Source organism: Candidatus Hydrogenedentota bacterium, from assembly GCA_019695095.1.
Taxonomy (GTDB): domain Bacteria; phylum Hydrogenedentota; class Hydrogenedentia; order Hydrogenedentales; family SLHB01; genus JAIBAQ01.
Genome location: JAIBAQ010000099.1, coordinates 1 through 22,342 on the forward strand (window position 1 = coordinate 1; position 22,342 = coordinate 22,342).

The following is a 22,342-nucleotide window of genomic DNA, read 5'->3' on the forward strand; positions in this document are numbered from 1 at the left end:
TTCCTGTTGTGCCTGCCCCGCGGGATTTCACGCGTGCGCGCGTTCGTACGCGGCAATCTTGTCTTCGTGGCGCAGTGTCAGGCCGATGGTGTCCCAACCGTTGAGCAGGCATTCCTTTTTGAAGGCGTCCACTTCAAACGGAATGGTCGAGCCGTCTGGCTTGACGATGTGCTGGGCCGTCAGATCGACGGTAAGCGAATAGCCTTGCGTCGCGCGCACTTCCTTGAACAACTGCTCGATGACATCGCCCTTGAGGACAATGGGCAGCATGCCGTTGTTGAAACAGTTGTTGAAGAAGATGTCGGCGTACGAAGGCGCAAGGATGCACCGGATGCCGTAGTCGTTAAGCGCCCAGGGCGCGTGTTCGCGCGACGATCCGCATCCGAAGTTGTCTTTCGTCAGCAGGATGCTCGCGCCCCTGTAACGCGGGGCGTTCATCTCGAAATCGGGATTAAGCTTGCCGTCGTCCGTGAAGCGCCAATCGAAGAAGAGTGCGTCGTCGAATCCCGTGCGCCCAATGCGTTTCAGGAACTGCTTGGGGATGATCTGATCGGTATCCACGTTCAACGCCTCCAGGGGCGCGACGATTCCGGTTAGCTTCACAAATGGTTCCACGACTAATTCTCCTATTCGGTCTTGTCTTCGCTGGCGCGAGACTGACTCGCTTCTTCTTTCACTATCGAGCGCATCGCGAAATATACGAGGACGTTTACTATCGCCGCGATCATGCACACCACCGAGAAGATCAAAAGCACCCCGCTGCCGTTCTGCCAGTAGGTGGCGCCCATGCTTACGCTGAGCACCAAGAACAATACGGCGAAGAACGCGCGGGACATACCCGATGCGCGCAACGGCTTTCGGTTTTCCGATCCGGGCGTCATGTTACATACCCGCCTTTCAACTTCTTACACCTTAATGAAGATGCGGCGGTTGTAGAGCCACCGCGTAAGGCCGACGGCAAGCGACAGCGCGACGACCGCCAAGAGCAAATCGCCGTACGCGCCAAGACGGGCTTGGATAGGACCGCCCACAAGCCGGCTGGCGATGTCATCGAAATCGATGAGGTTGCACGCCATGTAGACGGTGAGGGCGTTGCTGCCGATCCAGATGAAGGGCGTTGCCCACTTCTTGTAGCCGAGCACGTCGACGACGTAATAAAACAGGCCCAGCAGGATGGCGCTGTATCCGCCGGCCATGAGCACAAACGACGACGTCCACAGTTTCTTAATGATTGGGAACTGGAAGCCCCAGAGGTATCCGAGGAGCACCATGACCGCGCCGCTTCCGAGAAGGTAGGCAACTTTGCGATGCGGGGTAATCTCTTTGGACTTGAGCAGCATGCCCGCGAAGATTCCAAGCAGGCAGGAGGCGACTGCGGGAATCGCGCTGAGCATGCCTTCAGGATCCCAGTCGCCATCCCAGCGGCGACCGGGCAGGAAACGATAGTCGATGTAGTTCGTGAGATTGTTGCCGGGCGCGAATGCCGCGTACGGCGTGCTCGGATCGACGGCGTGACCCGGCACTTGGACGTGGATGAACGTAAGCGCGGCCCAGTAGCCGATTAGAATCACAAAGAACGTGATGATAAGCCCGCGCAGGCGCAGGTTACAGTAGAGGATCGCGCCAACGACATAGCTCAGGGCCAAACGTTGAAGCACACCCACAAACCGGATACCGGGGTCGTAGTATCGTGCGAAGCCTCCGTAGTAGAAGAGGTTCAGCAAATACAGCTTGATGCCGCGGCGAACGATTCGTTTGTGCGCGTTGACTTTGCCCTCCCGCTCAACAATGCGACCCATGGAGAACACGATCGAGACGCCAACGAGGAATACGAAGAGAGGAAAGATCAGGTCTTCGAAATGAAATCCTTCCCACGCGACATGGCGTAATTGCGTTGCCAGGAACTTCAGAATGACATTGTCGCCGCTGATCTTGTTCAGACCTTCGACCAAGCCCTCTGCGCCAATGATCCAGAACATGTCGAATCCGCGCAGGGCGTCCACGGACACCATGCGATCGACTTGTGCCGCAACCGTTTCGGTACTGTCTGTAGTCATTCTCACCTCTTCCACGCGAAGGCGTTCGCGTGGCTGCTTACGTCAGTTGTATTGCCATTCGCGAATGTCGACAAAATGGCCTTTGATTGCGGCCGCGACAGCCATCGCCGGGCTGACGAGATGCGTGCGCCCACCTTTACCTTGGCGTCCTTCGAAGTTGCGGTTCGAGGTCGATGCGCACCGGTCACCCTCATTGAGGCGGTCGTCATTCATCGCAAGACACATCGAACATCCCGCTTCGCGCCATTCGAAACCGGCGTCTTTGAAGATCTTGTCGAGTCCTTCCTTCTCGGCCAGCATCTTCACTTCGTAGGAGCCGGGCACAACAATCGCCTGCTCGATGGACTTGTTTACGGCGTATCCTTTCACGACCTTTGCAGCGGCGCGCAGATCTTCAATGCGGCCGTTTGTGCATGAGCCCAGGAACATCTTGTTGATAGAAATGGACGTAATGGGCGCGCCTTCATCGAGGCCCATGTATTGCAGCGCTTTTTCGGCGGCAAGGCGCGTGTTGGCGTCGCTGATTTTGCTCAACACGGGCGTGGCGCCTTGGACGCCCGTCACCATGCCGGGCGAGGTGCCCCAGGTGACCTGCGGCTCGATGTCCTTCGCATGCAACTCGACAAGGGTGTCGTAGGAGCAGCCGGGATCGGAAGCATACCGCTTCCAGCTTTCGACCAACGCGTTGTAGTCCTTGTCCTTCAGGTACTCGCGGCCCTTCAAGTACGCGAAAGTGGTCTCATCGGGCGAAATGAGGCCGGCGCGCGCGCCGCCTTCGATGGTCATGTTGCAGACAGTCATGCGGCCTTCCATGGACAGGTTACGGATAACGTCGCCGGTGTATTCGATAACGTAACCGGTGCCGCCCGCGGTGCCGATCTTCCCAATGATCGCCAGGATGACGTCTTTCGCGGTGATGCCATGCGGCAGTGTGCCGTTGACGCGCACTTCCATGGTCTTCGACTTTTTCTGCAGCAGCGTTTGCGTGGCAAGGACGTGTTCGACTTCGCTCGTGCCGATGCCAAACGCCAGCGCGCCGAATGCACCATGCGTCGACGTGTGGGAATCGCCGCAGACGATAGTGAAACCGGGTTGCGTCAAGCCCAGTTCGGGTCCAATGACATGCACGATGCCGTTGCGGCGGTCTTTCATGTCGAAGCACGCAACACCGAACTCTTCGCAGTTTTTCTTGAGCGCTTCGATTTGCAGGCGCGACATCTCGTCGCGGATCGGTTTGGAGCGATCCGTCGTGGGGATGTTGTGGTCCATCGTCGCGAACGTGAGATCGGGCCGGCGCACTTTGCGATTTGCGAGGCGCAACCCTTCGAACGCCTGCGGCGACGTGACTTCGTGCACGTAGTGACGGTTGATATAAAGGATGGCCGCTTGGCCGGGTTCCTCGTGAACTACATGCGCATCCCAGATCTTCTCGTAGATGTTCTTCGCCATGAGACTGCCCTTACTTGCCGATGTTGTAGACCGCGTCGACCTTGCCGTTTTCGTCCAGGACCACCAGTTTGCGGCCCGTAACCATACTGACGTCGTGTCCGTCGATGGTGAGCACGCCTTTGGTGATGGAGAACTGGACGGTACCGAACACGCAATTGGTGACGCCCTTCTCGTATTGAAATGCAAACGCTTCGTTGCCGCGGCCGCTCTTGCCCGCCGCCACGCCGCGTTCATCTGATTGAATAACCACGCCGCCCGCGCGCTGTTCGCCGGGGAAGGTCATGCCCTTTACCGCGATGCGCACGTCGCCCAGGTCGCAAATGCCATAACCGTTTTCGGAATAGGTGCGACGCGACACCACCAACTTGGCCAGGCCCGAGCGGGTCTCGCCCTCTTTGGTTGTGGCGGTCTTGAACGAAATCTTCGCGAGACCCTTGTGTTCGCCACGGATCGGCGTCGGAGGATCAACTGCCGGAGCTTGCTGGTCCGCCTTCGCGACATCGACGGAATCCGCTTCTTTCACGCCGCCTTCAGTTGATGCAGCGGCCTGTTCTGTCTGCGCCGAAGGCTCGTCGCTCTTGGCTTCCTCTTCCTTGCCTCCACCGACGAGTCCAAACGTGGCCTTGCTCCAAAAACCGCGCTTTTCCTTCTCCGATTCTTGCTGTTCCTTCTCGGACTTTTCTTGGGCCTTGGCTTCTTTTCGCTCTTGTTTAGCCTGCTTCTTGGCGGCTTCCTTGTCGCGTTCTTCTTGCTTACGCGCCTCTTTGCGGGCTTTCTTTTCTTCTTTCTTCGTGGTCTTTTCCGATTGTTCCGGCGCGGCCGAGGCTTCCTTCTCTTCTTCGGCCTTTTCGCCGCCGCCTACAAGACCTAAAGTAGCTTTGTTCCAGAAGCCGCGCTTTTCCTTCTCTTCGCTGCTCTTGGCTTCTTTTCGCTCTTGTTTGGCCTGCTTCTCGGCAGCTTCTTTGTCGCGCTCTTCTTGCTTGCGCGCTTCCTTACGCTCTCTTTTCTCGGCCTTCTTTGCCTGCTCCGCTTCACGCTTTTCCTGCTTGCGTGCCTGCTTCGCTTCCTTCTTCGAAGGCTTCTCGGGCGCGGCGGCTACTTCGTTCTCATCACTTGATTTGCCGTCGCTTCCTACAAGACCCAGCGTCGCCTTGTTCCAGAAGCCGCGCTTTTCCTTCGGTTCGGCGGGCTCGTCATTCTTGGCTTCTTTGCGCGCCTTCTTATCCGCCTTCTTCTGTTGCTCGGCTTCCTTACGCGCTTGCTTGCGCTGCTTTTTTTCGGCCTTCTTCTGTTCCTCGCGATCGCGTTCGGCCTGCTTGCGCGCCTGCTTTTCTTCCTTCGCCTTCTCGATGTTTTCTTTATCGCCGACCAAACCGAACGTGGCCGTGTGCGCGACTTTCTTGGAGGTCACGCACCCGATTCCGGGCACTGCCATCGCCACCGTCAATAGAATGGCCATCGCTACGTTCGCAATTCGCTTCAGTCCCATACCGCGTATTCCTTACCCTTCCAAACGCTGTTAGTACCTGTTTAAGCGCCTACTCAATCGTCAATCACCTACGTGCTACGCGTTGTACTTTCGCAGCAAATCGTCTAGTGCCTCGCGAAGCAAGACCGCTTCATTCAAGCCCTCGCGCTTGGCCAACCGCGACAACCCCGCCAACTGGCCCTGCGTGTAGTAGCTGGTTTTCGTCACCATGCGCTCTTCGCGCGATAGGCACACTCGGTTGCGGCCACCGATTTTTGCGCGATAGAGCGCCTCGCTTGCTTTGCGAAACACGTCCCCGGCCTTGCCCCCGTCGTCGGGATAAACCGCGACGCCCGCGCTCACCGAGACCGACCATGCTACTGTGTCTCCGCCGGTCAAGGCAATCGGTTCTTTCTCGATTACGGCGCGAACACGCTCCGCCTGGAGGAATGCCTCCTCCTTCTCCACGCCCGGCAACAACGCGACGTACGCATCGCCGCCGCAGCGCACGATGCACGCGGCGTTGTCGAGCGTGACCTCCAAGCGCGCACCCAATGCGGTAATCGAAGCGTCGCCCGCCGCGTGTCCGTGGTCCCTGTTCACGCGGCCGCACCAGTCCACATCGAAAAGCAGCAGGGCAATTGAGCCGCCTTCGGCGGAACTCTGCGCCGCGACTTCGTCGAACGCGTGCAGAAACGAATCGTATCGTGTGCTTGGTTCCACGGGACCTCGTTCTGACTCGGGGTGTCCGTTCTGTTGGTATATTTATTGTACAGATTTATGCGTACATATGTCAATATATGTATGCAAGACAAAATACACGTTTCGACTTGAATTGACCGAAAGCGGCATATTCATGTATCTAGTTGGTAGTGCGTTATTTACGGCTCGACATCAACGGGATTCTTGTATACATACAGCGATTTATTTGTCTCGTAAGTGCGGCCTGCGATTGCGTAGCCGCCGTCGCCGGTTGCCACTAAGGCGGCACCGGAGGTGTTACTCGCGGGGGAAGTGCCTTCTGAGGTCATGAAACGGAGCGCCGACCCCTCTTCGTCGATTTTGAGAACGGCGGCCCTTTGCTGAGTTACGATGCTTGGCGACGCGATGGTGGTTCCGCCGATGTAGTAGCCGCCGTCCACGGCGTTGTCAATGGCGTAGCCGTATTGGAGACCGGCTCTTGGAAAGTCGTGGTACCAGACTTCGCTGCCGTGCCAATTCACTTTGCCTGCCCACATGTTGTACTGGCCGGGGGTGAGATCGTATCCGGCGGCAATGAAACCGCCGTCGGGTGCGGCGCAGGCAGCGAGGCAATGCGTTTCCAGGGTGTCTCCAAATTCGTGAAGCCACACTTCATCTCCGTCGTTGTCGACTTTCATAAGCACTCCGTGGGGGACGGACGCGCGCACGGCAGGATAGAGGTCGCCGCCTACTACATATCCTCCTTCGAGCGTAGGAACGACGGCGTAACCGTAGAAGTCTGAGCCATGCGAATACGTCTCGAGCCAGTCCTGGTTGCCCTCGCTGTCTATGCGGAGGAGAAACACGTTGAAGCGGTTTCCGCCCGCGACGTCATAGCAGCGGCCGGTGATGATGTACCCGTCGTAATCAGCGGCAACCGCGTAGGCTAGGCCCTGATCCTGAACCGAGTAATTACGGGTCCACTCCGCTACGCCCTGGGCATCCGTTTTTACCACGAACACGTCGATTGGATTGATGAATTTCGTTGCTATGGACAGTCCGGTATAGCCCACAGCGAGGTAACCGCCGTCGGCAGTGGGGATGACCTCCTGGAAGCGGGCTTGGCCGTCGCCTTCGAAGGTTTGGTCCCATTCGGGTTGTCCGAGCAGATCGAGCTTTCTGAGAAAGCCTTGGATAAAGGCAAGCGTGCCGCCATTCTTGTCGGACCAGTTGCGGACTTGGCCGCAGACGACAAAACCGCAGTCATCGGTTCTGGCGATGCCGGTACTTTCGAGGTTGTATTGTGAGTCTTCCAGGGCATATTTCCATTCTTGGCTGGGGCAGTTGACGGCTTTTATTTGAACGCTGGAATACTGAGAGCCCGACATGACGCCGATGGTCCAGTTGCCGTTTTCCGGGTAAGTTGGCATTAGTTCGCGTTTGAGATTGACGTTGAGATATCCCGTGCCATCACCTGCACTTGGGGAGCATACGATCCACGGAGGGACGCGCAAGACGGACCAGGACTCCGAGAGATCAGGAGTCTGAAATATGGCGAGCGTCCTTTCCGTGAAGACGGAACTGAAGTCAAGGGTGGCTGGCCTCACGAAGAGCGACCCGGTGATGGACGGGCAGCCTGCGATTATGATTGTTGCCACAAATACAGCCGCTGACCAGAATAGCATCCTACGCATGATTACCCCCTGTCGCCTCGCTTGGCGGATGTTGCTTGAGCCTTCTAGCGTGGCATGCGTAGACGCGCGCCGCTGCCAACTCGCGTGCACGGCAGGATGCGCGCGCAGTCCGCATACGCAGTGAGTGATGATGTGATTTCGCGCCATCCCCGGCGCGTATCTATCCCCCTATGGTGGGGACGAGGTGAGTACTATCCTGTGCAGCAGAGCCAGTCTAGCACAAATAGGACGATTTGGTGCGCCTATTCAGTGGAAATCGACTCCGGCGGCACCATTGGGAGGGGACCCAGAGGCGGACGAACGCCGAAAAGCAGGACGGAAGTCGCGTGAAGGAGCGAAAGCAGCCAGGCCGCAATGAGAGAATTCATCCCATATCCCTGGATGAGCCAGCGGGCATCGGGGATGGAGATGGCGAGAAAGATGGAAATCCCAGCAACCGCGTAGAGGACGGATAGCAGGAGTGTCGGGATGCGGCGGAAGTAGGCGACGTAGGCGATGCTGAGCATCAGGCAGACACCGGCAATGGAACCCCACTTGACGCGGGTCCAATACCAGAGGTCGTTGAAGGCATCGATAGAGATGTCGCCGATAGTTTTTGCTTTGGTGAATTCGAGGAGGTGCCCGTTTTCGATCCAGTCGCCGACGGCCATTCCCAGAGCAAGCAGAAGACCAAGGACAAGGAATGTGGTCAGTTTGAGGAGGTCGTTGAAGCGGTACGTGCTCAGATGACGGACAAAGACAATGAGTGCGGCGTTGTAGAGGCTGTAGCAAATGAGAAACGCGTAGTCCATGTGGTCGATGTCGTCGAGCATGGAGCGGCGTTCGAGTCCTTTGTCGTCGGGAGGGCCGAGGACGTCGATGATTTCCGCGGGGTTATCGGCGAGTTCGAACCAGGCCATGGCGCTGGTCATGTTGGCGTCATTGTTGGTTTCGTAGGGGGTGGGTTGGGGAAGATTGAAGATGGCGCGACCGGTAAGGATCGTTGCCACGCCGGTGATAACCACCCAGGCCGCCGCCACCCGGACTCCACTCCTCATTGTATGCCCCCTTCCTGAAAATTGTGACACCTGGAAAAGTATACCTGATTAAGGAATCGTCGTGGAACGTATGGGCTCTGGCGCGAGGCACTGACGGTCAACTCGATCAGCAGCGTCGATCGCGCGATGCACCGCATATGACAAGCACGAATTGTTGGGCGGCATGTTCAGCGTCTTCACGCACAGTAAGACGGAAGGGCACAGTCATGTTTTTGTTCGCTGCGTTCACTGCGATGATGTAAGTTCATATGTACCGCATTGGATACATGCTCGGTATAATCGCGATTCAAGTTGGCGCGGGTAAGCGCCTCGAGAGGGGAAGACGAATGTGTTCACGGGTTTCCGGTAATTACCCCATACGACTTGTCGGCGCTCTTCTGATAGTGGCGCTGGCAGTGGACCTGTGCATTGCCGAGGGGCGCGATCCCAAGCGGTGGGAGAAAAATATTCGGGCGTTCGAGGATGCGGACAAGCAGACTCCTCCGCCTCAAGACCCGATTCTGTTTGTCGGGAGTTCGACGATAGTCGGGTGGGATGTAAAGAAGTGGTTTCCCAACCGTGTGGCTATCAACCGGGGTTTTGGCGGTTCCGAAATCGCTGATGCCGCCTATTACGTGGACCGGATCGTATTTCCCTACAAGCCCAAGTTGATTGTGTTCTATTCGGGCGACAATGACATCGCGAACAAGAACACCGCCGAACAGGTTCTTGGGGACTTCAAGCACTTCGTGAGCAGAGTACGTGAAAAGCTCCCCAATACGCCGATTGTGCTTGTATCGATCAAGCCGAGTATCGCGCGCAGACAGTTCCTCGACACAATGCGTGAGGCGAACAAACTCTTGGCGGAGTACTGCAAGTCAGACCCGAACCTGCATTTTGTGGATATCTTCTCGGCGATGCTTGACGAGAAGGGCGAGCCGCGTGCCGATCTATTGCGTGACGACAAGCTTCACTTGAACGAGCAGGGATACTCGATGGTCACGGAGAAGGTTGAGGCGGCGCTGAAGGAAGTCTTAAGCGAGTCGGCCAAATAGTGAAGCGACTCATACTGATGGCATCTTATTCTGGCGGAAAGCAGGGACAGACACGTCTGCGCTTGTGTCAGTCCCTGTTTTCCGCCGCTTTTGACTCTTCCTTGGGTCTTCCGAAATGTTGCCCCAATTACAATTCGCTACACTCGCGGTACGATCACGCAGGTTGCAGCTTTTTGCGCAGACGGCGAAGCTGATTCGTGAACAAGTAATAGGCCTTCGTGTGGCTGGGCCTGGGCAGAACTTCAAACAGAAAGAACGACACGTCGTCGTGCCGAAACGAGTCAACACCGGAGTATGACTTCAGTCTTTCGCCCAGGGCCTCCACGATGCCGGTAAGGTTGCGCGCACTGTTCTCATTCAGGAAAGCAAGCAGACCATCGGCGCCAAATTGCGCGCCTTGCGCATCGGGGGCTTCCGTGACGCCGTCGGAGTAGAGAAACAGCCTGTCGCCGGGGTTGAGCTGTTCGACGGCCACGTCGAACTTGGCATGGTCTACAACGCCCAGGGGGACGTTGCGAACCGAAGCGTCGCGTTTGGATTCAATCGATAGCGGTTCCCACTTGGGTTTGTTGGCGCGCTTCACGAGGACTGGGGGATGTCCCGCGTAGCAGTAGCGCAAGTTCCCGCTCATTGCGTCGAAGCTGAGGCAGGCCGCAGTTGCCAAGGTCGTTTCTCCAAAACCGGCGACCTGAGTGTTAAGCATGGAAAAAACACGGCTTGGATCGATCCGTAGCATGGTCTTGCGCATGGATTCGTGAAGCCACGTGCTGAGTTGGGAGACTGCTTCGCCGTGCCCGGCAACGTCGGCCAGGCAGACGCGGGCCAGCACACCCGCCGCGCACGCGGAGGAATAGTAGACGTCGCCGCCCTTGGGTCCGCCGCAGGCTGCGGAAAACAGCACGCCGTGCATGCCGGGCACTTGAAGCTCGGTGACTATGGAGCCGTTTCCGCCCCACACTTCGCTGCAGATGAGTTCGCGTTCTGCCATGATCATGTCTTCCTGTGAATGGAGAACGCCGAGAGGCACCACAGTATTTCGTAACGCAGCCGAATGTTACGCGAGCATCTTGTCGACGACCTTGCCGGCCACGTCTGTCAGGCGGAAGTCGCGGCCTTGGAAGCGGTAGGTTAGCCGCTCGTGATCGAATCCGAACAGTTTCAGCAGAGTCGCGTGGAAGTCGTTTATGTGAATGGGGTCTTCGACGATGTTCCAGCCGATTTCGTCGGTCTTGCCGATGACTTGTCCGCCTTTGATGCCGCCGCCCGCCGCCCAAATGCTGTACGCGAAGGGATGATGATCGCGACCCGTGTTCGTCTCCTGGCCGAAGCCGGGCCGATTTTCCGCCAACGGGGTGCGCCCGAATTCGGAACCCCACACGACGAGCGTCGAATCGAGCAGGCCGCGTTGCTTCAGGTCTTTGATCAATGCCGCGACCGGCTGGTCGGCCATCGTGCAGTTGAACTTAAGTCCTTCGTTGAGCTTGTTGTGGTCGTCCCATGACGCGTGGTACAGGTTGACGTAGCGCACGCCGCGTTCAACCAGCCGCCGCGCGAGCAGGCAGTTGCGCGCGAATGCCGCAAATTCGCCCTTGCCGCCGCCGTCGCGGTTGCGCATGTCGCCTTCGTCGCGGTTCACGCCGTAGGCTTCGAGCGTCTCGGGGCTCTCGGTGGACAGGTCGATCAGTTCCGGGGCTGCGGACTGCATACGGAACGCCAATTCGTACGACGCGATACGCGCCGCAATCTCCGGATCGGAGGTGTAGTCGTAGCGTTGCTGGTTCAAAGCGCGTATGGAATCGAGATCGCGCCGCTGGATTTCCGCGCTAATCCCAGGCGGGTTGTTGAGGTTCAAAACCGGTTCACCCGTGTCGCGGAACAGCACGCCCTGATACGTCGACGGCAGGAACCCGCTGGACCAGTTCGATGCGCCGCCGCTCGTGCCGCGTCCCGCAGTCAGCACGACGTAGCCGGGTAAGTCCTGCGACTCGCTACCGAGTCCGTAGTTCAGCCACGCGCCAATGCTGGGCCTGCCGAAGGTCATCACGCCGGTGTTCATCATGAGTTGGCCGGGGTGATGGTTGAAGGCGTCGGTGTGCATGGAGCGAATGAGGCAAATGTCATCGGCGCACGTGCCGATGTGTGGCAGGTAGTCGGAGAGTTCCATGCCGCACTGTCCGCACGGTTTGAATTCGCGGGGGCTTCCCAACAGCACCGCCGATTCCTTCTGAATGAACGCGAACCGCACGTTCTCCGTCATCGAATCGGGCAGCTTCTGGCCGTTGAGTTCGCGGAGTTTCGGCTTGGGATCGAAGAGATCGAGTTGGCTGGGAGCGCCTTCCAGATAGATGAAGATGCAACTCTTGGCCTTCGGCGCGAAGTGCGGCGTTTTTGGCGCAAGTGGGTTGGTGATTGCGGTGAGATCCTTCGGCGCAGCGGACACAACACCTTCTTGTGTCAGGAGCGACAGCAATGCCAATCCGCCGATTCCGCTCGCGGTGGTAGTGAGGAATTCTCTTCGAGACTGCAAAATACGCTCGTGAAACGGGTGCATACGCGGGTCCCTTACGATGCGATGGTCTGAAGCGCCGGTACGGCGGTTCACCACGGACAATCTTGCTGCGATCCATGCTACCCGAAGACGGGGCTTGTAGCAAGGGGTAGGAAAGGCGGTGGGCAATGGTATGTGGCCCTCCTTCGCCCCTCGACTACGTCTCGGGGCTTCGGAGGACTCTGCCCCAGGCTAGAATGTCGTACGCCGTTGGCGCGGAAGAGGGTTGCAGCCGAGGGCGGCGGCATATGGACCGCAGGCCGATTCTCAATGTTTAGCGGGGTTTCGATGTGACCGGCGGTGGTGGTTATAGGACGGGAAAAGCCAGATAGCGTGATGTGGTGGAGGTGCGGGGGTGCCGGTGTATACTTTTCGGGGGTTCGCAACGCTAGAGAAGGAGGGATACGATGACGATCGAGGATCGGCTCAATCAGCAGCAGTACATGATTCGCAAGAAGATCTTCAAGATCTTTGGCGAGGCCTTTCATATCTATGATTTTCGTGGTACCGTCCTTTTCTATTCGAAGTTGAAGGCGTTTAAGTTGAAGGAGGACATTCGCCTGTATACGGGCGAGGACATGACGACGGAAGTGCTCACGATCAAGGCGCGGAAGATGATCGATTTATGGTCGACGTATGACGTGTACGATTCGCAGACGCAGCGGAAGGTGGGCACGTTTCGACGGAAGGGATTGAAGTCGATCCTCAAAGATGAGTGGATCATCATGGATGACAACGATCGCGAGATTGGTCTGGTTCAGGAAGACAGCATGATGATGGCGTTGTTGCGCCGGTTCTTGACGAATCTGATTCCGCAGCAATTTTCCGGTTCTATCGGCGGGCAGGCCGTGTTGCATTTCAAGCGGCATTTCAATCCGTTCGTGTTGCGAATGGACTTGAATTTTTCGATGGACACGGCGGGGCTGCTGGACCGGCGCATGGGGTTGGCGGCGGGGATTCTTATCTCGGCGATCGAGGGTAGGCAGTCGGAAATGTAAAGACGGTTGCACTTAGCATTCGGGGCGATGCGTTGGTTGACGCATCGCCCCGGTTTGTTTTGATGGACGGGACGCAGACGCAAATCAGGGACAGACCCGTCTTCGCTCACTGCGTTCGCTTCGCTTGTGTCAGTCCCTGATTTGCGATCTGTCAGGTGCTGCGTTCGGTCAGGGTGACGGTGTCCATGACGTTTACACCGCCGGCTCGGAGGACTTCGATGGCCTGGTCGGGGTTTTCGAAGCGGAAGACGAGCACGGCCCTGCGGTCGCAGCCGAAGGTGAAGGCATACATGTATTCGATGTTGACGCCACCTCGTTCGATGATGGCGAGCATGTCGGAGAGTCCGCCGGGTTTGTCGTCGACTTCGACGGCGACGACTTCGGTGACGTTGACGACGAGGCCTTCGGCCTGGAGCACTTCGCGGCCGCGTTGCCAGTTGTGGACGATGAGGTGCACGATGCCGAACTCGCGGGTGTCGGCGAGTGACAGGGTGAGGATGCTGATGCCGGCATCGGCGAGGGCCTTGACCGGCTTGAGCAGTTGGCCGGGCCGGTTTTCGATGAAGGTGGAGAGTTGCTTTATTTTCATGACGTCACCTTCCTATAGGTTCCGGTTGCGTTTGTCGATAACGCGTTTTGCTTTGCCTTCGCTTCGTTCGATGGTGTTGGGTTGGACGAGCCGCAGACGTACGCGGAGGCCCGTGGTGTGTTCGATGGAGTGGGCGAGGCGCTCCTGCAAGGTTTCCAGGGCGCGGATCTTGTCGCTGAAGAACTCTTGCGTCACTTCCACTTGTACTTCGAGTTGATCGAGGGCGCCTTCGCTGGTGAGGACGATCTGGTAGTGGGGCAAGGTGCCTTCGACGGCAAGGAGCGCGGCTTCGATCTGCGACGGGAACACGTTGATTCCGCGGATGATGAGCATGTCGTCGCTGCGGCGGCTGATGCGTCGCATGCGGCGGATGGTGCGGCCGCACGGGCATTTCTCGGGGAGAAGCGCGGTGATGTCGCGGGTGCGGTATCGGATCATCGGCATGGCGTGCTTGCTCAAGGTCGTGAGCACGAGCTCGCCTTCTTCGCCGTCGGGGACGGGTTCAAGGGTCTTGGGATCGAGAATCTCCGGGTAGAAATGGTCTTCGAAGATGTGGAGTCCGTCTTGGCAATGGCATTCGGCGGCGACGCCGGGGCCGATGATTTCGGAGAGGCCGTAGATGTCGTAGGCGGTGATGCCCGATTCCGCTTCGATGCGTTTGCGCATTTCGGCGGTCCAGGGTTCCGCGCCGAACACGCCGATCGCCAAGGGGAGGTCGTGCATGTCGATGCCCATTTCGCCGGCGCGTTCGATCAGACGCAGGAAGTAGCTGGGCGTGCAGCAGATGACGGTGACATTGAAGTCGCGGAGGATCATGAGTTGCCGGTCGGTGTTGCCGCCGGAGGTCGGGATCACGGTCGCGCCGAGGGCTTCGGCGCCGTAGTGCGCGCCGAGGCCGCCGGTGAAGAGGCCGTAGCCGTAGGAGTTTTGGATGATGTCGTTGCTGCGCACGCCGTAGGAGGCGAAGGCGCGGAGCATGACGCTGGACCACACGTCGACGTCTTCGCGGGTGTAGGCCACGACAATGGGTTTACCGGTGGTTCCGCTGGACGCGTGGAGGCGGACAACTTCGTCCATCGGACTCGCGAAGAGGCCGAAGGGATAGGTGTCGCGCAGGTCGGTCTTCACGTAGAGCGGCAGTTTTGCGATGTCGGCGAGTGTGCGTACGTCGTCGGGTTTGAGCTTTCGCTCATCCATGCGTTGGCGAAACAACGCGACATGGTCGTAAGCGCGGCGCACGATGGTCTGCAACCGGCTCAGTTGAAGGCTTTGCAGTTGTTCGGTCGGGAGATAGTCGGGCCCGCTAAGCGGATGAAAACCTTGCCTATCCCCGCATTTACTCTTCCCCATAGCTTGCGCTCCCCCGAGATGAAGAATTTGAAATCTCAGATTTGAAATTTGAAATCGAATCTCAAACCTATGTTGCAGGCAGCATTCTACTCTGTTCCGAATCGCCGCCCCAAATGAAACACACTCAAGTTCTGATCGTAGGTGCCTTCGGGCACGTTGGCCCGGATTGCCTTTTCCCAGTTATCCTGCGCGAACGGAACGTGCAGGCTCAGCATGCCCAGTATCGCGACGTTGAAGTTGCGCGTGGTTAGCGGCAGGGTCTGTTCGTTCAGTTCGTTCATGGGTCCGTAGATGCCGACGAGACGCTCGGGCGTGATGATGAGTCCGCCTTCTCGCAGGACGGGGCGGTTGTGGTCCACCTGGGTTTCGTCGAAGGCCACCAGAAAGTCGGCCTCGCCCAAGGGTACCATCGGGCTCCAGACTTCGTCGCCGAAGCGCACGTCGCTGGTCACGGAACCGCCGCGCTGGCTCATGCCGTGAATCTCGCTTTTCTTCACGTCGTATCCGTCGAACACGGCGCAGTCGGCGAAGATGTCGCTGGCTTTTAGAACACCGAGACCGCCAAGCCCCGCAAATACCACGTTCGTCACGGTGCGTTTACCGTTATTCATCGTCGTTCTCCCCTTCGCACTTCGGCGCGGGCGTTTTCACTTTCATCAAGCGGCAGGGCTGGCGCATCACAATGACCGTCACGGCGTCTTGCGCCATTGCTTCACTCAATGCATCTTCGAGTTCGCGGCCATAGCCGACCGTTTTCACGTTGGCGACGCCCATGGCACGCACGACGTCTTCGGGCAGAATCTGCTGGGCCGCCATATGGTCGAGAGAACGGCCGGTGCCGGGGTGCTCCTGCATGCCGGTCATGGCGGTGGTTCCGTTGTCGAGAATCAGGACGATGTGCCCGTTCTTCGGCGGGTTATAGACCATCTCGGCGATACCGGTCAGCCCGGAGTGAAAAAAGGTGCTGTCGCCGATGACGCTGACGACGCGGCGGGCTTCGTTTTGCGGCAGGGTGTGGCGGAGGCCCAGTCCGATGCCGATGCTGGCGCCCATGCAAAGTTGGCTGTCCATGGCTTCGAAGGGTGGCAGCGCGCCGAGCGTGTAGCAGCCGATGTCGCCGGAGACGATGCAGTTCAGCCGGTTCAGAGTGAGAAAGGTCATGCGGTGTGGGCAACCGGCGCAGAGCTCGGGCGGCTTGCCGCCTTTGATGACCGTCTCGGGGCTGGTGTCGTTGGCGAGGATACGGCGTACGCGGTTGACGTTGAGTTCGCCGAAACGAAAGGCTTCGGGCTTGTCTTCGACGGCGATGCCGTTCATGCGCAGTTGCTCGACGAGATACGGGTCGCCTTCTTCGATGACGACGCAGCGCTTCACCGATTGCGCGAACTGGCGGATGCGTTCGAAGGGCAGCGGGTACGTCATGCCCAGTTTCAGGACGCGGGCATCGGGCGCGGCTTCGCGGACGTGTACATACGAAATGCCCGAGGTGATGATGCCAAGCGCGGCGTCGCCTTCGTGGACGGTGTTGAGCGCGGACGTCTCATTCCATGCCTGCAATTTGGCGAGGCGATCGCGCATGCGACGGTGCGCGGGACGCGCGTGGGCGGGGATCATGACGCGGCCTGGGATGTTGCGCGTGAAACCCGGCTTCGGAGGCGCGAAGGATTCATCGGCGAACTTCACCAGACTTTTGGAGTGGCAGACGCGGGTGGTCATGCGGAACATGACGGGCGAGTGCCATTCTTCGGAGAGGCGAACGGCTTCGAGGAAGAAGTCGTAGGTTTCCTGGGAGTTGCTGGGTTCGATGGTCGGCATGCCGGCGGCGAGCGCGAAACGGCGGTTGTCCTGTTCGTTCTGACTTGAGGACATGCCGGGGTCGTCCGCGGAGACGATGACAAGCGCGCCGTCAACGCCGGTGTAGGCGACGGAGAAATAGGGGTCCGCGGCGACGTTCACACCGACGTGCTTCATGGTGACGAGGGCGCGCCCGCCCGCGAATGCGACGCCGATCCCGACTTCGAGGGCGACTTTCTCGTTGGGCGACCAGCGGGCGAATCCGCCGCCTTTGTTGAATTCCTCAAGGATTTCCGAGGAGGGCGTGCCCGGATATCCGCTGCCCATGGTGATGCCGGCGTGAAGCGCTGCTGTCGCGAGTGCTTCGTTGCCGCTCAGGAGTTTTCGATCGGGTTGCATAAATCCTCCGAAGGGACGAATGGGACTCAAGGGACCTGTGGGTCCAATGAGACCGAACAGAGTCAAAGGAGCAGGGCGGCCTCAGGTGCGGCGCTCCGCTTCCCCCACTTACACATAGAGCCGGTTCAATTCTCCGTACAGTTTCAACAAATCTTCGCGTTCGACGGGGGGCACGACCTGCTGAGCCCCCACGAAGACGGCATAAGCGATTTCGGCCAATTGCATGGCGCGTTTGGGATCGCCGGTAATGTCGCGCGCGATGTTCGCGAGGTAGGCGATGCGCGCCTGGTCCACCCGCTTCACGGAGCGCCGCACGAGCGGCGAGTTGCGCGCCCAGGCCCGGATGTTGAGTTCCAGTTTCGAGCCATAGAGCGTCATGGCAAGGTGCGTGAGGCGGCGTTGCTTGTCGCGCGTCGTGCCCCCAGCCTCCGCTTGTTCGATCAAGCGGTGCGTCATCTGCTGTTCCCAATGCTCAAGCAGGGCAGAGACGAACCCCTCGCGGTCCTTGAAGTGGTGGTAGAACGACCCCTTGGTCAATCCCATGCGGGCGGTCAGTTCGTCGAGCGTTAGCGCACCCGGCCCCGACGTGCTAAGCACGTCGATCCCCACTTTGAGCCACGCCGCGCGTTTTTCCGGTCTAACATCTGCCATACCATTCGGTATGGTATGGTATTTTATGGCCGCTTGTCAACGCGTGAATGGGGCCATCACGACGGCCGAAATGGTGTACTGGAGGATCCAAGGCGTCTTTTCACGCTTCCTTGATTGGCGGAGATGAGGATATTGCCGTTAGACCGAGTGCGGGTAGTCTCAGAGCGATTCCGGCGGGTTTGTAGTTTATACTCGACGAAAGCCGTGGTGCATCCTGTATACTACGTACAGTCAATGAAGGGGGCTTGTGAACGTTGGCGACGAAACGTAGGCGCTATCTCCAAATTGCTACGGTTCTCTTCGCATTCGGGGCGCTCGTATTCTGGTTGTCGTTTGTTCCCACGGTCGGCCTTAACAGTAATTTCTATGGGGACTTGTGCGAGCTAATCGGCACCGCGGGGCTCTTGGTCGGCGCGAATATCATTGTCCGCATCCTGAGCAGGACTCGTCTGGTCACCACCGTCTTTCTGCTGGGTACATTCTTTCTTCTCGTGGCGCGTCTCGCCGATTTCCTTGAAGAAGTGCCGTTCTACCGCGCCTTGCCGGTAGTCGGTGTGGGGGGCATAGGGCAGGTGCTTCTCGAGCGCGGGGCTGAAAGCCTGGGGTATATCGGGCTGATGGCGACCATGCTTGGAACGATGTACGAACTCGCGGCCGCAACCATAAGCGCGGAGCACGGGGAGCAGCGGTATCGGCAGCTGTTCCAGTCGGCGCAGTATTTGGCGCAGGTTGTCGATCAATCCGCTGACGCGGTCTTGGCCGTTGATGAGGACGGTCGCGTGCACGTTTGGAGCACAGGGGCGGAGAGGCTGCTCGGCTATACGAAAGAAGAAGCCAAGAACCTCACTATCAAGGAAATCCTGGTGGAGGGTTTGGACCACAGTTCGGACAGCATTGTGAATTGGGTTCGCGAGCGGGGCGCATTGAGCGAAATCGAGACGGTTGCGCAACGGAAGAACGGGGCGCGATTCGCGGCGGGAGTTAGTTTGTCGCCATTGCCCAAAGTGGAGGGGCAACCGGCGGGAATCAGCATCATTGTTCGCGACATCGAAGAGCGCAAGGTTATGGAACGCGAGCTTCTGGCTTCGCGCAATCTATTGGCAGGCGCATTGCAGGCCGCGGATGTAGGGCTTTTCATTATTGATCGCGACGGCCAGTTGGTTACGTACAACACTCGGGCGCGCGACATCGTGGGATTTGACGATGAAGAGATGGCGGGGCGTATCTCCGTGGAAACGTTGAGCATTGTGTTCGACAATCCCACCGTGTTCACGCAGGCCCTGTTCGATTCGGTGTTCACCAGGGGAAAGCACGAAGAGTTCCGGCGGATACTGCTGCGGCGTAAGGACGGGGCAACGCGGATCTGCAACGGGGCGTTGGCTCCGGTATTCGATGACAAGGGCAAGATTATCGCCGCGGCCGGCGTGGTGGTCGACATTACCGAGCGGGAAGAGTTGCAGACCAAGCTGCTCGAAGCGCAGAAGATGGAAAGCGTAGGGCGGCTTGCGGGAGGGGTGGCGCACGATTTCAACAACCTGCTTGCGGGCGTGCTGGGATATGCGTCGCTTATTCAGGAAGAACTTGGATCGGGCTCGCCGCACCGGCAGCGATTGAAGACGATCGAAGAGTCTGCGTTGCGCGCATCGGATTTAACGCGGCAATTGCTGACGTTTGCGCGCGGGGGCGCGCGTCATGTCGAGACGGTGCTGCTGAACGAGATTGTCACGGAGACACTGGCCCTGTTATCGCACACGTTGGACCCGAACATCCGGCTTCGAGACGAATTGGACGAGAACTTGGACGCTGTCCAGGCGGATCGCACGCAGATGGGACAGGTATTGATGAACTTGTGCCTCAATTCGCGCGATGCGATCGAGGGGGTCGGGGAAATCCGGATTACGACGGAGAATATTGACGTGGACGAGGCCATGAGCCAGCGGGTGCAAGTGCCCGGGGCAGGCCGTTACGTTCGGATTGCGGTGGAAGATTCGGGGCGCGGGATGTCGTATGAGGTGCGCCAGAAGATGTTCGATCCGTTCTTCTCGACCAAGAAGACCGGAGAGGGATATGGTCTTGGCCTTTCTGTTGTGTATGGAATCGTGAAGTCGCACAACGGTGGTTTGCTCGTGGATTCGGAGCCGATGAAAGGCACGCGGATTGAGATCTATCTGCCGTCGTCGGGTCCGGCAACAGCGCCGGCCAAGTACGGATTCGATCGGAAGAATGAGTTGCGGGGAGGCTCGGAGACGGTACTTGTCGTGGATGACGAGCAACTGATCCGCGCGTTGGTGCGGGACATCCTGGAAACGAGCGGATATACAGTAATCGATGCTTGCACGGGCGAGGAAGGGGTGCTGACATACGAGCAGCATCGCGACAAAATTGATCTCATCATCATGGACATGGTGATGCCGGGGATGGGGGGAGCGGAAGCGTTGAAGCAGATATTGGCGCACGATCCCAATGCGCGTTGCATCGTGTCGAGCGGATACAGCACGGAACGCTACAGCGGAGGGCTGCTGGACGGACGTAACGTGCGTTTCGTGGCAAAGCCTTTCCACACGGCGGCGCTGATATCGACCGTACGCACCCTGCTGGATTCGTAGGCGCGATGATAGCCGACGTCGAACAGTTGGAGGAACTCCTGAGTCGTCCGCCTGCGCGACTGGTGGAGGCCATGCGGGGAATCGAAGGCGACGTGCTGGTGTTGGGCGCGGGCGGCAAGATGGGACCCACCCTGACGCGCATGGCCGCGCGCGCGATTGCCGAAGCGGGCACTCCCTCCAAGGTGTACGCGGTATCGACTTTCTCCAATCCTGAACACCGAAAACGACTCGATAAGGCCGGTGTTGTCACACACGCGGGAGACATCTCCGACCCCAAGGTTGTTGAGGCCCTGCCGAATGCGAAGAACGTCGTGTATATGGTGGGGCGCAAGTTCGGATCGTCGGGAGCCGAATGGGACACCTGGGTTGCGAATGTGCTTGTGCCGGCGCGCATTGCAGACCGGTATGCGGATGCCAACGTGGTGGTGTTTTCGTCGGGCAATGTGTATCCGTTGACGGCCATCGAGTTGCAAGGAGCGACAGAAGACACGACGCCTGCGCCGGTCGGTGAATATGCGATGACCTGTTTGGGGCGTGAGCGCATGTTCGATCACGCGGCGCATCACAAAGGGTTGCGGGCGGCGCACTATCGTCTCAACTATGCCGTGGAGTTGCGGTACGGGATTCTCGTGGACGTCGCGGAGAAAGTTCTGCGCGATGAACCCATCGACGTGACGATGGGATACGTAAATGTAGTGTGGCAGGGCTACGCGAATGCCGTGGCAATGGAACTGCTGGCGTGGTGCGCGAATCCGCCGTTCGTGTTGAATGTGACGGGGCCGGAGACAGTCTCGGTGCGCGCGCTGGCGGAGCGGTTTGGCGCGTTGTTCGGCAAAACGCCTGAGATTCGTGGCGAGGAAGCGCGCACGGCGCTTCTGAGTAATGCGACCCGGTGCCACACGTTGTTTGGCTTGCCGGAGATCGGCGTGGACTCCATGGTGGATTGGGTGGCCGATTGGCTGTTGCGCGGAGGTGCAACGCTGAATAAGCCGACACACTACGAGACGCGCGACGGCCGATTCTGAGGGGGATGAACAGGCATGACGCTGCCCATGTTACCGCGAGCAATCCGCAGCCAGCTCAACGAAGGTGTGGCGATCCCCGCGCATCCGTTGGCGCTGACCAAGAACGGGAAATTCGATGACCGTCACCAGCGCGCGTTGACGCGGTATTACTGCGACGCGGGCGCGGGCGGAATTGCGGTAGCCGTGCACACGACGCAGTTCGCGATTCGCGAGCCCAGGCATGGGTTGTTCGGTCCGGTCATTGAACTGGCTTCGGAAACGGTTGCCGAATGGGAGCGCAAGCGCCGCCGCACAATCATTCGTGTGGGCGGCGTGTGCGGCGCGACGGCGCAGGCAGTGCGTGAGGCGGAACTGCTGCGCGAGGCGGGGTATCACGTGGCGCTGTTGAGTCTGTCGGCGCTAAGGGATGCGACGCTGGACGCGACTATCGCGCATTGCCGGGCGGTGGCCGAGGTCATGCCGTTGATGGGCTTCTATCTTCAACCCGCCGTGGGCGGACGGGTGCTGCCGCTGGCGTTTTGGAGGCAGTTTGCGGCCATTGAGAATGTTGCAGCGATCAAGGTGGCGCCGTTTAACCGCTATCAGACGTTTGACGTCGTGCGAGCGTTGGTGGAAGCGGAGCGGGAACGCGACATCGTTCTGTATACGGGAAACGACGATCACATTGTGTTGGACCTTCTATGCGACTATTCCGTTCGGCGTAAGGGCCGCACGGTGTCCGTGGGTTTCGTGGGCGGCCTGTTGGGGCATTGGGCGTGTTGGACGAAGAAGGCTGCCGAGTTGTTGGTGGAGTGCAAAGAAACGCGAAAGCAGGGACGAGGCGTGCCGCGGGAGTTGGCGGTTCGGGCCAACGAGGTTACGGACATGAACGCGGCGCTGTTCGATGCGGCGAACGGATTCCACGGTTGTATCGCGGGGATTCACGAGGTCTTGTACCGTCAGGGGTTGCTGGCGAGTCCACG

General features: G+C 58.8%; 20 protein-coding genes. 5 read left to right on the top strand and 15 right to left on the bottom strand.

Annotation, left to right across the window (positions count from 1 at the left end; all coding sequences use genetic code 11):
- Positions 1–27: 27 nt before the first annotated feature.
- The 8 genes from leuD to K1Y02_16135 all read right to left on the bottom strand — a co-directional run bounded on the left by leuD (position 28) and on the right by K1Y02_16135 (position 8,386).
- Positions 28–615 carry a 3-isopropylmalate dehydratase small subunit gene (gene leuD, locus K1Y02_16100; protein ID MBX7257885.1) on the bottom strand — a complete coding sequence of 196 codons (588 nt, stop codon included), beginning with the start codon at positions 613–615 and terminating at the stop codon, positions 28–30.
- An 11-nt stretch (positions 616–626) separates the two neighbouring features.
- Complete coding sequence (locus K1Y02_16105; protein MBX7257886.1) at positions 627–881, bottom strand: hypothetical protein; 255 nt, start codon at positions 879–881, stop codon at positions 627–629.
- Between the two features lie 24 nt (positions 882–905).
- Positions 906–2,057, bottom strand: a complete 1,152-nt coding sequence (locus K1Y02_16110) for a DUF5009 domain-containing protein (GenBank protein MBX7257887.1) — start codon at positions 2,055–2,057, stop codon at positions 906–908.
- A 42-nt stretch (positions 2,058–2,099) separates the two neighbouring features.
- A complete protein-coding gene (gene leuC, locus K1Y02_16115; GenBank protein ID MBX7257888.1) occupies positions 2,100–3,506 on the bottom strand; it encodes a 3-isopropylmalate dehydratase large subunit in 1,407 nt (468 codons plus the stop codon).
- Between the two features lie 10 nt (positions 3,507–3,516).
- Positions 3,517–4,995, bottom strand: coding sequence for a hypothetical protein (locus K1Y02_16120; protein MBX7257889.1), 1,479 nt, complete (start codon positions 4,993–4,995; stop codon positions 3,517–3,519).
- Between the two features lie 75 nt (positions 4,996–5,070).
- Positions 5,071–5,697: a diguanylate cyclase gene (locus K1Y02_16125; protein MBX7257890.1), complete on the bottom strand. Its 627-nt coding sequence runs from the start codon at positions 5,695–5,697 to the stop codon at positions 5,071–5,073.
- A gap of 158 nt (positions 5,698–5,855) precedes the next feature.
- Positions 5,856–7,349 carry a hypothetical protein gene (locus tag K1Y02_16130; protein MBX7257891.1) on the bottom strand — a complete coding sequence of 498 codons (1,494 nt, stop codon included), beginning with the start codon at positions 7,347–7,349 and terminating at the stop codon, positions 5,856–5,858.
- Positions 7,350–7,591: 242 nt separating this feature from the next.
- Complete coding sequence (locus K1Y02_16135; GenBank protein MBX7257892.1) at positions 7,592–8,386, bottom strand: hypothetical protein; 795 nt, start codon at positions 8,384–8,386, stop codon at positions 7,592–7,594.
- A 326-nt stretch (positions 8,387–8,712) separates the two neighbouring features.
- On the opposite strand from K1Y02_16135, the gene K1Y02_16140 reads away from it, so the two are divergent.
- Positions 8,713–9,420: a hypothetical protein gene (locus K1Y02_16140; protein MBX7257893.1), complete on the top strand. Its 708-nt coding sequence runs from the start codon at positions 8,713–8,715 to the stop codon at positions 9,418–9,420.
- Positions 9,421–9,574: 154 nt separating this feature from the next.
- On the opposite strand, the gene K1Y02_16145 is transcribed toward K1Y02_16140, so the two are convergent.
- Positions 9,575–10,408: a serine/threonine-protein phosphatase gene (locus K1Y02_16145; protein MBX7257894.1), complete on the bottom strand. Its 834-nt coding sequence runs from the start codon at positions 10,406–10,408 to the stop codon at positions 9,575–9,577.
- A gap of 66 nt (positions 10,409–10,474) precedes the next feature.
- A complete protein-coding gene (locus K1Y02_16150; protein MBX7257895.1) occupies positions 10,475–11,971 on the bottom strand; it encodes a DUF1501 domain-containing protein in 1,497 nt (498 codons plus the stop codon).
- Between the two features lie 404 nt (positions 11,972–12,375).
- On the opposite strand from K1Y02_16150, the gene K1Y02_16155 reads away from it, so the two are divergent.
- Positions 12,376–12,966 carry a hypothetical protein gene (locus K1Y02_16155; protein MBX7257896.1) on the top strand — a complete coding sequence of 197 codons (591 nt, stop codon included), beginning with the start codon at positions 12,376–12,378 and terminating at the stop codon, positions 12,964–12,966.
- Between the two features lie 151 nt (positions 12,967–13,117).
- On the opposite strand, the gene K1Y02_16160 is transcribed toward K1Y02_16155, so the two are convergent.
- From K1Y02_16160 to K1Y02_16180, 5 genes are all read right to left on the bottom strand, one after another.
- Positions 13,118–13,555, bottom strand: coding sequence for an amino acid-binding protein (locus tag K1Y02_16160; protein ID MBX7257897.1), 438 nt, complete (start codon positions 13,553–13,555; stop codon positions 13,118–13,120).
- A 12-nt stretch (positions 13,556–13,567) separates the two neighbouring features.
- Positions 13,568–14,905, bottom strand: a complete 1,338-nt coding sequence (locus tag K1Y02_16165) for a phenylacetate--CoA ligase (GenBank protein MBX7257898.1) — start codon at positions 14,903–14,905, stop codon at positions 13,568–13,570.
- 86 nt (positions 14,906–14,991) lie between these two features.
- Positions 14,992–15,516 carry a 2-oxoacid:acceptor oxidoreductase family protein gene (locus tag K1Y02_16170; protein ID MBX7257899.1) on the bottom strand — a complete coding sequence of 175 codons (525 nt, stop codon included), beginning with the start codon at positions 15,514–15,516 and terminating at the stop codon, positions 14,992–14,994.
- Positions 15,509–17,098 carry a thiamine pyrophosphate-binding protein gene (locus K1Y02_16175; protein ID MBX7257900.1) on the bottom strand — a complete coding sequence of 530 codons (1,590 nt, stop codon included), beginning with the start codon at positions 17,096–17,098 and terminating at the stop codon, positions 15,509–15,511. Before K1Y02_16175 ends, K1Y02_16170 begins: the two co-directional genes overlap by 8 nt.
- A gap of 108 nt (positions 17,099–17,206) precedes the next feature.
- Positions 17,207–17,749 carry a TetR/AcrR family transcriptional regulator gene (locus K1Y02_16180; protein MBX7257901.1) on the bottom strand — a complete coding sequence of 181 codons (543 nt, stop codon included), beginning with the start codon at positions 17,747–17,749 and terminating at the stop codon, positions 17,207–17,209.
- A 254-nt stretch (positions 17,750–18,003) separates the two neighbouring features.
- On the opposite strand from K1Y02_16180, the gene K1Y02_16185 reads away from it, so the two are divergent.
- From K1Y02_16185 to K1Y02_16195, 3 genes are all read left to right on the top strand, one after another.
- Positions 18,004–20,355: a PAS domain S-box protein gene (locus K1Y02_16185; GenBank protein ID MBX7257902.1), complete on the top strand. Its 2,352-nt coding sequence runs from the start codon at positions 18,004–18,006 to the stop codon at positions 20,353–20,355.
- Between the two features lie 5 nt (positions 20,356–20,360).
- Entirely contained in the window at positions 20,361–21,380 is a 1,020-nt protein-coding gene (locus K1Y02_16190; GenBank protein ID MBX7257903.1) for an epimerase, read from the top strand.
- Positions 21,381–21,395: 15 nt separating this feature from the next.
- Positions 21,396–22,342 (top strand): dihydrodipicolinate synthase family protein (locus K1Y02_16195; GenBank protein ID MBX7257904.1); only part of this gene is annotated, 947 nt, incomplete at its 3' end.

Coding starts and splice junctions, on each gene's coding strand:
- K1Y02_16105 (MBX7257886.1), bottom strand. CDS start 881: ATGACGCCCGGATCGGAAAACCGAAAGCCGTTGCGCGCATCGGGTATG.
- K1Y02_16110 (MBX7257887.1), bottom strand. CDS start 2,057: ATGACTACAGACAGTACCGAAACGGTTGCGGCACAAGTCGATCGCATG.
- leuC (MBX7257888.1), bottom strand. CDS start 3,506: ATGGCGAAGAACATCTACGAGAAGATCTGGGATGCGCATGTAGTTCAC.
- K1Y02_16120 (MBX7257889.1), bottom strand. CDS start 4,995: ATGGGACTGAAGCGAATTGCGAACGTAGCGATGGCCATTCTATTGACG.
- K1Y02_16130 (MBX7257891.1), bottom strand. CDS start 7,349: ATGCGTAGGATGCTATTCTGGTCAGCGGCTGTATTTGTGGCAACAATC.
- K1Y02_16135 (MBX7257892.1), bottom strand. CDS start 8,386: ATGAGGAGTGGAGTCCGGGTGGCGGCGGCCTGGGTGGTTATCACCGGC.
- K1Y02_16140 (MBX7257893.1), top strand. CDS start 8,713: ATGTGTTCACGGGTTTCCGGTAATTACCCCATACGACTTGTCGGCGCT.
- K1Y02_16145 (MBX7257894.1), bottom strand. CDS start 10,408: ATGGCAGAACGCGAACTCATCTGCAGCGAAGTGTGGGGCGGAAACGGC.
- K1Y02_16150 (MBX7257895.1), bottom strand. CDS start 11,971: ATGCACCCGTTTCACGAGCGTATTTTGCAGTCTCGAAGAGAATTCCTC.
- K1Y02_16155 (MBX7257896.1), top strand. CDS start 12,376: ATGACGATCGAGGATCGGCTCAATCAGCAGCAGTACATGATTCGCAAG.
- K1Y02_16160 (MBX7257897.1), bottom strand. CDS start 13,555: ATGAAAATAAAGCAACTCTCCACCTTCATCGAAAACCGGCCCGGCCAA.
- K1Y02_16165 (MBX7257898.1), bottom strand. CDS start 14,905: ATGGGGAAGAGTAAATGCGGGGATAGGCAAGGTTTTCATCCGCTTAGC.
- K1Y02_16170 (MBX7257899.1), bottom strand. CDS start 15,516: ATGAATAACGGTAAACGCACCGTGACGAACGTGGTATTTGCGGGGCTT.
- K1Y02_16175 (MBX7257900.1), bottom strand. CDS start 17,098: ATGCAACCCGATCGAAAACTCCTGAGCGGCAACGAAGCACTCGCGACA.
- K1Y02_16180 (MBX7257901.1), bottom strand. CDS start 17,749: ATGGCAGATGTTAGACCGGAAAAACGCGCGGCGTGGCTCAAAGTGGGG.
- K1Y02_16190 (MBX7257903.1), top strand. CDS start 20,361: ATGATAGCCGACGTCGAACAGTTGGAGGAACTCCTGAGTCGTCCGCCT.